Genomic DNA, 13,463 nt, shown 5'->3' with positions numbered 1-13,463 from the left:
CGGTGTGGATAATGACCGATTTATCAGCATTGCGAACCGCTTTGACCCGATCTCTCGGATGCGCCGATAATGGAGCGTGACCCCGGCAGCGCACGCCTCCCAGCACGAGCAGGCCATCGCCTCCCTCGGCGCCAGGATCGTCGCGGGCGACATCCCGGTCGGAACGGTCCTGACGCCGGAGGGACTCGGCCTCTCCCGGACCGTGCTGCGCGAGTGCATCCGCGTGCTCGAGTCGCTGGGGCTCGTGCAGGCCAGGCGCCGTCGAGGGACGGTCGTCCTCCCCGCGTCCTCCTGGCAGGCGCTCGATCCGCGCATCCTCAGCTGGCGGCTCGCCGGCCCCGACCGCTTGACCGCGCTCGCGGAGCTGGGCGAGCTGCGCCTCGCCGTCGAACCGGTGGCCGCGCGACTGGCCAGCACCAGGGCCACCCCCGCCCAGTGCGGAGAGCTGACCGCCGCGATCGTCGGCATGGCGGCGACCCAGCGGTCCGCGGACCGCGAGGAGTACCTGGCGCACGACCGCGACTTCCACAGGGTGCTGCTGGAGGCGTCCGGCAACCCGGTGTTCGCGGCGCTCAGCGCCGCCGTGGCCGAGGCGTTGAACGGGCGAACCGTGCATGCGCTGATGCCCGACACCGCGAACCCCGAGGCGATCCGGTTGCACGAGGACGTCGCCGCTGCGGTCCGCCGCGGCGACGCGGCCGCCGCCGAGGCGGCGACGCGCGCCATCGTCGAGGAGGCCAGCGCAGCCCTCACCGCGCCGCGCTGACCCCCTCCGCCCCCTCCGCCACCTCCGCCCCCTCCGTCGAGTACGCACAAATTGCACGCTCGCACGGCGTGTGGCGTGCAGTTTTTGCGTACTCGACGGTGGGGAGGGGTCAGGGACGGAAGCGGCGGGCGAGGGCGGCGCCGGCGGCGCGGGCCCAGCGGTCCGGGTCGGCGATGGCGGCGTCGGCCGAGCCGGCGAGGTCCGCCAGCGCGACGGCATCGGCGAAGCCCGTGGTCGGCGCCTGGATGCTGCCGGCGGCGAGCAGGACGGACGCGCCCGCGCCGTGCGCGAGCCCCGCGACGTACGTCGGCACCTTCCCCGACGCGGACTGGCTGTCGAAGCGCCCCTCCCCCGTGATGACCGCATCCGCCTCGGCGATGGTCGACGGCAGTCCCAGGGCGTCGCCGACCGCTGCCGCGCCCGGCGCCATCCGCGCGCCCCACACCAGCAGGCCGAAGCCGGTCCCTCCCGCTGCACCCGCGCCGGGCTCCGCGGGATCCGTTTCGGCGCCGGCCGCCCCGAGGGCCTCGGCGAGGCGACGAAGGCCCTCCTCCAGCACCGGCACATCCCGCTCGGTCGCGCCCTTCTGCGGTCCGAACACGGCGGCTGCACCCAGGGGCCCGAGCAGCGGACTGGTGACATCGCCGAGGATCCGCGCCCCGCCCGGCGGCAGCGCGGCCAGCCCGCCGAGATCGGCACGGACCACGGAGGCCAGCCCGAGATTGCCGCGCGGGATGTCGCGACCGTCGGCGTCCACGAACCGCGCGCCGAGCGCCGTCAGCGCTCCTGCCCCTCCGTCGGTGGACGCGCTGCCTCCGATCGCGAGGAGCAGCGAACGCGCCCCCGCGTCCAGCGCGTCCGCGATCGCCTGCCCGAACCCCACCGTGTGCGCGGCGAACGGGGCCAGCCGCGGCATCCGGCCGAGCCCGCTGGTCTCCGCGAGCTCGACGACCGCCGTGCCGTCCGGAAGCATCAGCCAGGAGGCGTCCACCTCCGCGTCCACCTCCGCGTCGTCCGGACCGAGGACGCGCACAGGATGCCGGACGGCGCCGGCGATCGCCGCCTCGAACGCGTCCAGAGTGCCCTCTCCGCCGTCCGCCATGGGCGCACGGACGACGCGGTCGCCCGGCCGCTCGGCGGCCCAGCCCCCGGCCAGCGCGGCGGCGACCTCCGCGGCGGACGCCGACCCCTTGAACGAGTCGGGCGCGACGACGATGACGCTCATGCCTCCACCTTCGCATGGATGCGGTGGCAGCGACCCGGCATCGGCCGCCGCTTCACGCCCGCCCGGCAGACCGCAGTCCGACCGCGCGGTCGAAGGCCTGCGCCGTGCGGGCGACGACCGCCGCGGGGTCCGCCGCCCAGATCGCCTCGTTGAAGATCTCGACCTCCACGTCGCTGGTGTAGCCGGCCTCGGCGACGGCCGCGCTGATCGGCGCGAAGTCGATGTGGCCGTCCCCCATCATCCCGCGGGCCAGCAGCACGTCCGCGGGCAGCGGCGTCACCCAGTCGCAGACCTGGTAGGACGCGATGCGGCCTCCGCGGCCGGCCCGGGCGATCTGCGCCGACAGGTCGGGGTCCCACCACAGGTGGAAGGTGTCCACGACCACGCCGACCGACTCCGACGGGAAGGGCTCGGCGAGGTCGAGCGCCTGACCGAGCGTCGACACGACCGCGCGGTCGGCGGCGTACATCGGGTGCAGCGCCTCGATGGCGAGCGTGACGCCGGCCGCGCGGGCGTCCGGTTCCAGCTCGGCGATCGCATCGGCCACCCGGCGGCGTGCGCCGACGAGGTCTCGGGAGCCGTCCGGCAGGCCGCCGGCGACCAGCACGAGCACAGCAGCGGACCCGGGGGCGCCGGCCGCGGCGAGCGCTGCCGTCTCCTCGATCGCGCGCCGGTTCTCGTCCAGGGCCGCGCGCCGCTGGGCGCCCTCCGGAGCGGTGAAGAAGCCTCCCCGGCACAGACTCGACACGCGCAGACCGGAGTCGGCGAGCATCCGCACCGCCGCATCCAGCCCCACCTCGGCCACGGGCTCTCGCCACAGCCCGATCGCCTCGACCCCGGCTGCGGCGACCACGCCGAGCGCGTCGGCGAGCGCGGCGTACTTGATGGTCGCCTGGTTGATCGAGAGGCGCGGGTCGGGGGTCATCCGACGATCCCGTTCAGGCGGAGCAGCGACGTCCAGCGCTCGGCGGCGAGGCCGGGCCGCTCCAGGGCGCCGCAGTCCCCGGCGAGCCGCACGATCTCCGACAGGTGGGGCAGGCTGCGGGCGGAGTGCAGACCGCCGACCATCGAGAACGACTGCTGGTGGCCGTTGAGCCAGGAGAGGAAGGCCACGCCGGTCTTGTAGTGGAACGTCGGCGCCGCGAAGACCTGCCGCGACAACTCCTGCGTGGGCTCGAGGATGCTCCGGTACTGCTCCGTGTCGTCCCGGTCGAGCGCCTGGATCGCGGCGGAGGCCGCCGGGGCCAGGGCCGCGAAGGCGCCGAGCAGCGCGTCCGAATGGCCGGAGCCGTCGTCCTCGATCAGCTCGACGTAGTTGAAGTCGTCCCCGGTGAACATGCGGACCTCCTCCGGCAGACGCGCGCGCAGCGAGCGCTCCGCGTCCGCGTCGAGGAGGCTCATCTTGATGCCGGAGACCCGGCCGTCTGCCGCCTCGATGATGCGCAGCACGGTCTCGCTCGCCGCGGCGACGTCGCCGGACCCGAAGTAGCCGGCGAGCGCGGGGTCGAATGCCGGCCCGAGCCAGTGCAGCACGACCGGCGCCGACGCCGCGGCGAGCACCCGGCCGTAGACGCGCTCGTAGTCGGCCGGCGACTCCGCCGCCCTGGCCAGGTGGCGGCTCGCCATGAGGACGACCCCGGCCCCGGCGTCCTCGGTGAAGTGCAGCTGCTCCGTGTACGCGTCGATCACCGCGTCCAGCGGGATGGCCGGATTGTCGACGTGGTCGGTGTTGACACCGGCGACGACCGATCCGCCGGCGTCGCGGGCGTCGGCCGCACTGCGCGCGATCAGTTCACGTGTCGCTGCCGCGTCGAGCCCCATGTTCCTCTGCGCCGTGTCCATCGCATCGGCCACGCCGAGACCCCAGGAGTACACGTGCCGGCGGAACGCGAGCGTGGCATCCCAGTCGATGTCGGCGGGGGCGCCCGGGACGTTCTCCGCCCAGGGTTTCGGGATGACGTGGGCCGCCGCGTAGGCGACCCGCGACCGCAGCGGTGCGGCCGGGCGCGTGAACGCCGGCGCATCGCGGAGCTCGGCGGTGGACGTGACGCCGTCGGGGCCGAGCAGCGTCACGGCGGTGCCGGTGCCGGTCGCGGTGGTCGCCGTCATCGGGCCGCCGCCTCCAGGTCGGAGGCGGTCGGCGCCGGAGTGGTGTCGAGCGTCACATCCGGGAGCTCGATCCGCCGTCCCTCTCGCGACGACCGCAGGCCGAGCTCGGCGAGCTGCACGCCGCGCGCGCCTGCGAGGAAGTCGAACCCGTGCGGGCCGTCCTCCAGCACGTGGCGCAGGAACTCCTCCCACTGCGTCTTGAAGCCGTTCTCGAACACCTCGTTGGCCGGGGACTCGATCCAGTCGGACGCGTAGTCGTGCTCGTCCGCGAGGTCCGGGTTCCACACCGGCTTCGGCGTCGCGTTCCTGGGCTGGATCTTGCAGGCGAAGAGCCCGACGACCGCGCTTCCGAGGGTGCCGTCGACCTGGAACTCGACCAGCTCGTCGCGGTTGACACGGGTCGTCCAGCTCGAGTTGAGCTGGGCGGTGACGCCGCCCTCCAGCCGGAAGACCGCGTAGGCCGCGTCATCCGCAGTCGCCGCGTACGCCTGCCCGCCTTCGTCCACCCGCTGCGGGATCTCGGTGACCGCCTGCGCGTACACCGACTCGACGCGGCCGAAGAGGTTCTCGAGCACGTAGCTCCAGTGCGGGAACATGTCGACGACGATGCCGCCGCCGTCCTCCGCGCGGTAGTTCCAGCTCGGCCGCTGCGCCGCCTGCCAGTCGCCCTCGAACACCCAGTAGCCGAACTCGCCGCGGACGGACAGGATGCGGCCGAAGAAGCCGGAGTCGATCAGCCGCTTGAGCTTGCGCATCCCGGGCAGGTAGAGCTTGTCGTGGACGACGCCGTTCTTGACGCCCGCGTCGGCGGCGAGGCGCGCCAGTTCGAGCGCCTCCTCGAAGCTCTCGGCGGTGGGCTTCTCGGTGTAGATCGCCTTGCCCGCGGCGATGGCCCTGCGGATCGCCGCCGAGCGCGCTTTGGTGACGAGGAAGTCGGCGTAGATCTGCCAGCGGTCGTCGGCGAGGGCGGCGTCGAGGTCGGTCGTGTAGTCGGCGATATCGTGCCGCTTCGCGAGCTCGGCCAGCTTCTCCTCGCTGCGGCCGACCAGGAGGGGCACGACCTGGACGCGGCGTCCGTCGGACAGCTCGACGCCGCCCTGATCGCGGATGGCGAGGATCGACCGGACCAGGTGCTGGCGGTATCCCATGCGCCCGGAGACGCCGTTCATGATGATGCCGATCGACGACACGTGTACTCCTTCGTAGCGGTGCTCGGTGGGTTTTGGAAAGCGCTTACCCGACGTTAGCTCGGCCGGCAACGGGATGTCAACGTCGGTGGAAAGCGCCTTCATGTCCGACGGACCGCGGTGCGGATGGAGATTCGGGCCGGATCGGGGCGGATCTCCGACGCACGGGACCGGGACCGGGACCGGGACGGGACGGGACGGGACCGGGACCGGGACCGGGACCGGGACCGACGTCAGCCGCGAGGGGCCGGCTCGACTGCCGGGGCGGCGTCCGCCGCGACGAAGTCGATGGCGTGGGCCTGCTTGCCGAAGGCGGTCAGCAGGATGACCGCGATCGCCGCGATGCCGACCGTCGACGCCATCGCCCAGCCGTAGCCGAGCTGCGGGGCGAGCGCCTGCTGGATGGGCAGGTTGAATGCCGCGATCACGTTGCCCAGCTGGTACGTCACGCCCGGGTAGAAGCCGCGGATGGCATTCGGCGACATCTCGTTCAGGTGCGCCGGGATGGCGCCCCAGGCGCCCTGCGTCGTGAACTGGATGAGCGCGGAGCCGAGGCACAGCAGCCCCGCCGTCGGCGAGAAGGCGAAGATCGGGATGATCGGGATGGTCAGCGCCGCCCCGAGGATGATCGTCGCCTTGCGTCCCCAGCGGTCCGACAGCGAGCCGAGCACGATGCAGCCGACGATCGCACCGATGTTGTAGACGACGGCGATCCAGCCGGCCGTCGCCGCATCCAGTCCCGCCCCTCCGTTCTCGGTGGACTTCAGGAAGGTCGGGTAGATGTCCTGCGTGCCGTGGCTCATCCAGTTGAAGGCCGCCATCAGCAGCACGAGGTAGACGAACCGGCGCAGCACCTTCCCGTCGAAGAACACCCGGCGGATGGAGGTGTCGGCCTTCCGCATCTTCTCGCGGGTGTTCTCCCACACCTCCGACTCCTTCACGCGCGAGCGGATGATGAGCGTGATCAGAGCGGGCAGGATGCTGAGCGCGAACATCCAGCGCCAGTTCAGCCCGAACACCGAGTGAACCAGCAGGAAGGCCAGCGACGCCAGCAGGTAGCCGGCGGAGTAGCCCGCCTGCAGGATGCCGGAGTAGAAGCCTCGGCGGGTGCGCGGCACCTTCTCCATCGTCAAGGCGGCGCCGAGGCCCCACTCGCCGCCCATCCCGATGCCGTACAGCAGTCGCAGGATGAACAGCACGGTGAAGTTGGGGGCGAACGCGCACAGGAATCCGGCCACCGAGTAGAAGCACACGTCGACCATGAGCGGGATGCGACGGCCGACCCGGTCGGCCCAGAGCCCGAACAGGTAGGCGCCGACGGGACGCATGATCAGGGTGACGGTGGTGAGGTACGCCATCTGCTCGAGCGGGACGTGGAACTCGGCGCCGATCTCGGCGTACACGAGCACGATGATGAAGTAGTCGAAGGCGTCCATCATCCAGCCGAGAAGCGACGCGATGAACGCGTTGCGCTGGTCGGGGTTCAGGCGGGTGGAGACGATAGCAGTGTCGGACACAGGTTCCCTTCCGATCGACGGTGATCGGCACGCGCGCGAGAAAGCGCTTACCATCGCGTTACGATAGACCCCGCTTCGCGGGTGTCAACCCGCACCGACGGAGGTTGTGATGCGAGCACTGATCCTGAGCGGCGCCGGCCGGTACGCCGACCCGTGGCATCCCTTCGCCGAGACCTCCGAGAGGCTGGCCGGGATCCTCCGCGACGAGGGACTCGACGTCGAGATCTCCGGAGAGGTGGATGCGCGCATGGCCTCGCTGACGACCGATGCGCCCGACCTGCTCGTGCTCAACATCGGCGACCCGGCGCTCACCGGGACGCCGGACCCGGAGGGCGAACGCCGGGGCCGCGACGGCCTGCTCGCCTACCTCGCCGCCGGGAACCCGTTGCTGGTGTCGCACGTCACATCGACGTCGCTGCGCGGGATCCCCGAGTGGGAGGGCATCCTCGGTGGCGTCTGGGTGCGCGGCACGACGTTCCACCCCGACTACGGGCCGGCGCGCATCCACGTTCACGCCGACCGCAGCCCCATCGTGGCGGGGCTCGACGACTTCACGGTGACGGACGAGCGGTACACCGACCTGCGGGTGCAGCCGGATGTGGTCCCGCTCGCGTCCCACGAGCACGACGGCGCCGAGCACCCGCTGATGTGGGAGCGCGAGTACGGCCCGGCGACGATCTTCTATGACGCTCTCGGCCACGACGCCGCCTCCTACGACGCCGAGACCCACCGCGAGATCCTCCGCCGGGCGGTGCGCCGACTCGTGTCCTGAGCCGGCAGGAGGCTCTCCGAAATTCGTGCTTGACGCGGCGACCCGGGATGCGCATTATTGGGAATGCGCATTCTGGGAATGCGCAATCCGGACCACCGCCCCACCCGAGGAGTCGACGATGACCGCAGCGAGTACGCCCGTCGCCGCCTTCGCCATGCGACCGGACCTGCCGGCTCTGCTGTTCTCGTCCGACGACCTCGCCGCCCTCCGGGCGATCGTCGCGCTGGACCCCACCGTCACCGTCACCGACTTCGCCGCCGCGCCCGCCGGGCTGCTCGACAGCGTGGAGATCCTCGTCACGGGATGGGGCGCGCCGCACATCGGGCCGGCGGAGCTCGACCGCATGCCCCGGCTGCGCGCCATCGTCCACGCCGCGGGCACGGTGAAGGGCCACATCGACGACGCCGCGTGGGATCGCGGAGTGCTCGTCACCAGCGCGGCCAACGCCAACGCCTATCCCGTCGCCGAGTACACGCTCGCGATGATCCTGCTGGCCGGGAAGGGCGTTCCGGACTACATCCGCGGATACGCGACCGACCCGGCCCTCTACGAGCGGGAGGCGGACCCGGCGATCGGCAACTTCCGCCGGACCGTCGGCATCATCGGCGCCTCCCGCGTCGGCCGCCGTGTGATCGAGCTGCTCGAGCCGTTCGACATCGACGTGCTGCTGTACGACCCGCAGGTGCGCCAGGGCGATCCCGTGCTCGATCGAGCACGGGCCGTGAGCCTCGACGACCTGTTCGCCGGATCGAGCATCGTCAGCGTGCACGCGCCGCTGCTGCCCGAGACGGTCGGGATGGTCGGAGCAGCGCAGCTCGCCCTGCTGCCGGACGGCGCCACCCTGATCAACACCGCCCGCGCCCCGATCGTCGACCAGGACGCCCTCATGGATGCGGTCCGCGACCGCGGTCTGCGCGCCGTCCTCGACGTGACCGAGCCGGAGCCGCTCCCCGCCGGGCACCCGCTGCGGTCGCTGCCGGGCGTCGTGCTCACACCCCACGTCGCGGGTGCGCTGGGCACCGAGGTCCGTCGGCTCGGCGAGTGCGCCCGGCACGAGATCGAACGATTCGTCGCCGGCGAGCCGGCCGAACATCCCGTCACGAAGGAAGCTCTGATCGCCGTTGCCTGAGACTGTCACCGTACCCACCACCCCTTCCATCCAGGAGGCATCCCCCATGCGCGAGCTCCGCGACTACGACGTCCAGGTGTTCATCGACGGCCGGTTCGAACGGCCGGAGGCCGGCGACGGCATCCCCGTGCTCGACAAATCGGCCGGCGTGCCGTTCGGCACGTACGGCAACGCCTCCCCCGCGCAGGTCGACCGGGCCGTCGCAGCGGCCCGGCGCGCCCAGCCCGGCTGGGCGCAGGTGGATGCCAACACGCGCTCCGCGATCATCCGCCGGTTCGCCGCCGAGCTGGAGAACCGGCGCGACGAGCTGCTCACCCTGCTCATCCGCGAGACCGGCGGCACCCTCGAGAAGGCGGAGGAGGAGCTCGGGCAGTCGATCACGCAGCTCGAGAACTCTGCGACACAGCTCACCGAGAACGCGGGGAGCATCCTGCCGCCCTACAAGTCGGGCAAGCTGTCGCTCTCGCGCGCCGTCCCCCTCGGCGTCATCGGACTGATCGTTCCCTGGAACTACCCCATGAGCCTCGCCATGCGCGCGCTCGCCCCGGGGCTGGCGTACGGCAACGCCGTCGTGCTGAAGCCCGCCGAGCTGACCCCGATCGCCGGGGGCCAGATCCTCGCGGAGGCCGCCCTGGCCGCCGGCGTCCCGGCCGGCGTCTTCGCGGTCGTCCCGGGTGACGGGCCGACCACGGGCCGCACGCTCAGCGAGCACCCGGACCTCGACCTCATCCACTTCACCGGCTCGTTCGAGGTCGGCCACCAGATCGCCAACTTCGCGGCGCGATCCTTCCGCCCGGTCGCCACCGAGCTGGGCGGGGACAACGCCTTCGTGGTGCTCGACGACGCCGACATCGACCAGGCGGCGAGCTGCGCCGTGTGGTCGTCGCTCTGGTACCAGGGCCAGACCTGCATCACCGCCGGGCGTCACATCGTGCACCGGGATGTCGCCGCCGCGTTCACCGACGCCGTCGTCGAGCGCGTGCGCGCGCTCCGGGTCGGCGACCCGCTGCGCGACGACGTCGACCTCGGGCCGATCATCAGCGAGACCCAGCTGCGCCGGTTCGCGGACGGCCTGGTCCGTCCCTCCATCGCGGCCGGCGCCACGGTGGCAGTCGGCGGCGATCACGACGGCCTCTTCTACCAGCCCACCGTCCTCACCGGCGTCACCCCCGACATGCCGGTGTTCACGGAGGAGATCTTCGGCCCGGTGATGCCGATCACCGTCGTCGACAGTGAGGCGGAGGCACTCGCCCTCGTCAACAGGCACCGCACGCTCATGAACTCCGTCTTCACCGGCGACCCGATGCGCGGACTCGCGTTCGCGGAACAGGTGAAGAGCAACGAGGTCCATGTCAACGACGGGTACGCCCGCCACGGCGGCGAGGGACAGCTCGCCGGCTTCACCCATCGGCAGTGGATCGGCATCCAGACCACCCCCGTGCGCTACCCCGCATGGGCCGAGGGCTGAACCCACCCGACGCACCACGAGAACGCACCACGAATCATCGAAGGAGATGCACACAGTGAGGAAGTCAACGCTGAGGACCATCGGCGCGGTGGTCGGCGTGGCCGCCGCCGCGGCCACGGTCCTGACCGGCTGCTCGAGCTCCGGAGGAGGGACCTCGTCGTCCTCCGGCGGCACGGTCACCCTGTCCTACGTCAACTGGGACGGCGGCATGCAGGCCGTCGTCGACGAGTGGAACAAGGCCAACCCGGACATCCAGGTCAAGCTGACCAAGCCGTCCGGCACCGGGTACACCCTGTACAACAAGCTCATCACCAACAACAAGGCCGGCACGAACCCGGACGTCACCGAGGTGGAGTATCAGGCGCTCCCTGCCCTGATCGCCAACAAGGTCGTCATTCCGATCGACACGTACGTCGGGGATCTCTCCGGCGACTTCTCGAAGTCGACGCTGGCGCAGGTGCAGTTCGAGGGCAAGACGTACGGCGTGCCGCAGAACGTCTGCCCGATGGTGTTCTTCTACCGGAAGGACATCTGGGACTCGCTCGGCCTGACGGCGCCCACGACCTGGGACGAGTACGCGGCGGATGCGGCGAAGATCCAAGCCGCCGACCCGTCGAAGTTCATCGGCAACTTCACCGCCGCCGACCCCGGCTGGTTCGCCGGCCTCGCCCAGCAGGCGGGCGCCGACTGGTGGAAGGCCTCCGGTGACGAGTGGACGGTCGCGATCAACGACGCCGCCTCCAAGAAGGTGGCCGACTACTGGAGCGGGCTCGTCAACCAGGGCGTCGTCAGCCCGGAGCCGAACTGGTCCGCGCAGTGGAACACCGACATGAACAACGGCACCCTCGTCGGCTGGGTCAGCGCGCAGTGGGCGCCCAACCAGCTGCCGTCGATCGCCAAGGACACCGCGGGCAAGTGGGTCGCGGCTCCCCTGCCCGCCTGGACGGCCGGAGACGACACCGTCGGCATCTGGGGCGGCGAGACCGAGGCCGTGACGGCCAACTCGAAGCACCCCGCCGAGGCCGCGAAGTTCGTGAAGTGGATGAACTCCTCCAAGGAAGGCGTCGCGTCGCTGATCAAGAACGTCCAGGTCTTCCCGGCGAGTCTGTCGAACCAGTCGGCTCCCGAGCTGAAGACCCCGCCGCCGTTCATGTCGAACCAGCCGGACTACTACTCGCTGATGGGCACCCTCGCCAAGGGCGTCCGCACGTTCGACATCTGGGGACCGAACGCCAACGTGACGTTCGACTCCTACTCGAACGCCTTCGGGGACGCCCTGCAGAACAAGACGTCGCTCGCCGCGGCCCTCGAGACGATGCAGTCGAGCACGGTGTCCGACATGAAGAAGATCGGGTTCAAGGTCACGGGCTGACCGTTCTCACCCCGGCGGGGGCGGCGACCCCCGCGTCGCCCCCGCCGGACCCCGACCGCATCCACCGAACAGGAGAAACGCCCATGGCCGTCATCGGAGCCGGCACCGCCCGTCGACCCCGCCGCAGGCGCACCCTGCTGCCCGTGTTCCTCGTCGCCCCCGCCGTCATCCTGCTGCTGCTGTTCACGGTCGCGCCGGGCGTGTACGCGGTGATCCTCAGCTTCCTGCAGCTGAAGGTGGGCGGCGGGCTCCTCGGCGGCGGCGATCCGACCGAGGTCTTCGCCGGCTTCGCCAACTACGTGACGACGCTCACCGACCCGGAGTTCTGGGCGAGCCTCGGGAGGATGCTGCTGATCGCCCTGATCGGCGTGCCGCTGACCGTCGTGCTGGCCACGACCTTCGCCCTCTGTCTCGATGCCAAGCGCGCCCGCCTCGTCGGCGTGACCCGACTGGCGATTTTCCTGCCATACGCGGTGCCCGGCGTCGTCGCGTCGTTGCTCTGGGGCTTCATGTACCTCCCGGCGACCAGCCCGATCGGCGGCCGGTTCATCGACTACTTCGGCAGCACCGGAATCTTCTTCTCCGTCGCGAACGTGGCGGTCTGGGGAGTCGTCGGCTTCAACATGGTGATCATCTACACCGCGGTCCGCAGCCTCCCCAAGGAGCTGTTCGAGGCGGCTGAGCTCGACGGCGCGAGCGAGCTGCAGATCGCCCTGCGCATCAAGCTGCCTCTGATCGCCCCGGCCATCACCATGGTCGCGCTGTTCTCGGTCATCGGCGCTTTGCAGCTGTTCAACGAGCCGACGACCCTGAAGCCGCTCGCGAACGCCATCTCCTCCACCTGGGTGCCCCTGATGCGCGTCTACACCGACGCGTTCGTGAACAACAGCATCTACGAGGGCGCCGCCACCTCGTTCATCCTCATCGTCATGACCGTCGCCGCCACGGTGATCGTCAACCTGATCGGCCGGCGCTTCGCCCGGAGGGAGACCCGATGACCACCGCGACCGTACGAACGCCCGACGGGCCGCCGACCGGCGAGGCGCCCCGGCGGACCGTCGCCCGGACTCCGCTGCGCACGCGGTCGGGTCTCCACATCGTCCCGACCCTCATCCTCATCGTCGGGGCGCTGTACTGCGTGCTCCCGGTGCTCTGGATCGTGATCGCCTCCACCAAGACCAACGACGAGCTGTTCTCGACGCCGTCCTTCGTCCCGTCGTTCACCGGCGGCTTCTGGACCAACATGCAGGCCCTGTTCACGTACAACAACGGCATCTTCGGCCGGTGGGCGCTGAACTCGGTGATCTACGCCGTCGGCGGCGGCGTGCTGTCCACCGTCATCGCCGGCGCGGCCGGCTACGCCCTCGGCAAGTACGCGTTCACCGGGTCGAAGTGGATCTTCCGGCTGATCGTCGCCGCCGTGCTGCTCCCCCAGATCATGCTCGCCATCCCGCAGTTCCTGCTGCTGGCGAAGTTCGGGATGACCAACACCTACGCCTCCGTCATCCTCCCGCAGCTGGTCTCGCCGTTCGCGATCTACCTGTGCAAGATCTACGCGGAGGCGTCCGTCCCCGACGAGATCATGGAGGCCGCCCGGATCGACGGCGGGAGCGAGTGGCGCATCTTCTGGTCGGTCGGGTCGCGGCTGATGATGCCGGCGCTGGTGACGGTCTTCCTCCTGCAGTTCATCGGGATCTGGAACAACTTCCTGCTCCCCTTCGTGATGATCAACAACGACCAGCTCTACCCGCTGACGCTGGGCCTGTACGGCCTGATGATCATCACCGGCGGTCAGGCGGCGCAGTACTCGATCGTGATCGCGGGCGTCCTGGTGTCGATCGTGCCGCTGGCCGTCCTCTTCCTGTCGCTCCAGCGGTACTGGAAGATCGACCTCATCTCGGGCGGCGTCAAGCTCTGA

General features: G+C 70.8%; 12 protein-coding genes. 7 read left to right on the top strand and 5 right to left on the bottom strand.

What is annotated here, in order from left to right:
• Nucleotides 1-76 precede the first annotated feature (76 nt).
• Nucleotides 77-766 (top strand): FCD domain-containing protein, encoded by a 690-nt coding sequence (locus BJ963_RS19580; RefSeq protein WP_179457956.1) that lies wholly within the window; start codon nucleotides 77-79, stop codon nucleotides 764-766.
• Nucleotides 767-875: 109 nt separating this feature from the next.
• Here the strand turns inward: BJ963_RS19580 and BJ963_RS18905 are convergent, their stop codons facing one another.
• The 5 genes from BJ963_RS18905 to BJ963_RS18885 form a co-directional block, all read right to left on the bottom strand.
• Nucleotides 876-1,991, bottom strand: coding sequence for a glycerate kinase (locus BJ963_RS18905; RefSeq protein ID WP_179457955.1), 1,116 nt, complete (start codon nucleotides 1,989-1,991; stop codon nucleotides 876-878).
• Nucleotides 1,992-2,043: 52 nt separating this feature from the next.
• Nucleotides 2,044-2,916, bottom strand: a complete 873-nt coding sequence (locus tag BJ963_RS18900) for a sugar phosphate isomerase/epimerase family protein (RefSeq protein ID WP_179457954.1) — start codon at nucleotides 2,914-2,916, stop codon at nucleotides 2,044-2,046.
• Nucleotides 2,913-4,100 carry a dihydrodipicolinate synthase family protein gene (locus BJ963_RS18895; RefSeq protein WP_179457953.1) on the bottom strand — a complete coding sequence of 396 codons (1,188 nt, stop codon included), beginning with the start codon at nucleotides 4,098-4,100 and terminating at the stop codon, nucleotides 2,913-2,915. The genes BJ963_RS18900 and BJ963_RS18895 overlap by 4 nt, the downstream gene beginning before the upstream one ends.
• Nucleotides 4,097-5,290: a Gfo/Idh/MocA family protein gene (locus tag BJ963_RS18890; RefSeq protein WP_179457952.1), complete on the bottom strand. Its 1,194-nt coding sequence runs from the start codon at nucleotides 5,288-5,290 to the stop codon at nucleotides 4,097-4,099. The genes BJ963_RS18895 and BJ963_RS18890 overlap by 4 nt, the downstream gene beginning before the upstream one ends.
• 230 nt (nucleotides 5,291-5,520) lie before the next feature.
• Entirely contained in the window at nucleotides 5,521-6,804 is a 1,284-nt protein-coding gene (locus tag BJ963_RS18885; RefSeq protein ID WP_179457951.1) for an MFS transporter, read from the bottom strand.
• A gap of 109 nt (nucleotides 6,805-6,913) precedes the next feature.
• Between BJ963_RS18885 and BJ963_RS18880 the strand changes: the two genes are divergently transcribed.
• From BJ963_RS18880 to BJ963_RS18855, 6 genes are all read left to right on the top strand, one after another.
• Nucleotides 6,914-7,576 carry a ThuA domain-containing protein gene (locus BJ963_RS18880; protein ID WP_179457950.1) on the top strand — a complete coding sequence of 221 codons (663 nt, stop codon included), beginning with the start codon at nucleotides 6,914-6,916 and terminating at the stop codon, nucleotides 7,574-7,576.
• A 118-nt stretch (nucleotides 7,577-7,694) separates the two neighbouring features.
• The gene (locus BJ963_RS18875) at nucleotides 7,695-8,705 is read left to right on the top strand and encodes a hydroxyacid dehydrogenase (RefSeq protein ID WP_179457949.1); all 1,011 of its coding nucleotides are present in this window, start codon (nucleotides 7,695-7,697) and stop codon (nucleotides 8,703-8,705) included.
• A gap of 46 nt (nucleotides 8,706-8,751) precedes the next feature.
• On the top strand, nucleotides 8,752-10,173 hold the full coding sequence (locus BJ963_RS18870; protein ID WP_179457948.1) for an aldehyde dehydrogenase family protein: 1,422 nt from the start codon (nucleotides 8,752-8,754) through the stop codon (nucleotides 10,171-10,173).
• 55 nt (nucleotides 10,174-10,228) lie between these two features.
• A complete protein-coding gene (locus tag BJ963_RS18865; protein WP_343037325.1) occupies nucleotides 10,229-11,545 on the top strand; it encodes an extracellular solute-binding protein in 1,317 nt (438 codons plus the stop codon).
• An 83-nt stretch (nucleotides 11,546-11,628) separates the two neighbouring features.
• Nucleotides 11,629-12,543 (top strand): carbohydrate ABC transporter permease, encoded by a 915-nt coding sequence (locus tag BJ963_RS18860; RefSeq protein ID WP_179457947.1) that lies wholly within the window; start codon nucleotides 11,629-11,631, stop codon nucleotides 12,541-12,543.
• Nucleotides 12,540-13,463, top strand: coding sequence for a carbohydrate ABC transporter permease (locus tag BJ963_RS18855; RefSeq protein ID WP_179457946.1), 924 nt, complete (start codon nucleotides 12,540-12,542; stop codon nucleotides 13,461-13,463). Before BJ963_RS18860 ends, BJ963_RS18855 begins: the two co-directional genes overlap by 4 nt.

It is taken from the genome of Leifsonia soli, assembly GCF_013408745.1.
GTDB classification, from domain to species: domain Bacteria; phylum Actinomycetota; class Actinomycetes; order Actinomycetales; family Microbacteriaceae; genus Leifsonia; species Leifsonia soli.
The sequence above is the reverse complement of the archived record's forward strand: the minus strand, read 5'-3'. Positions and strand labels throughout refer to the sequence as shown.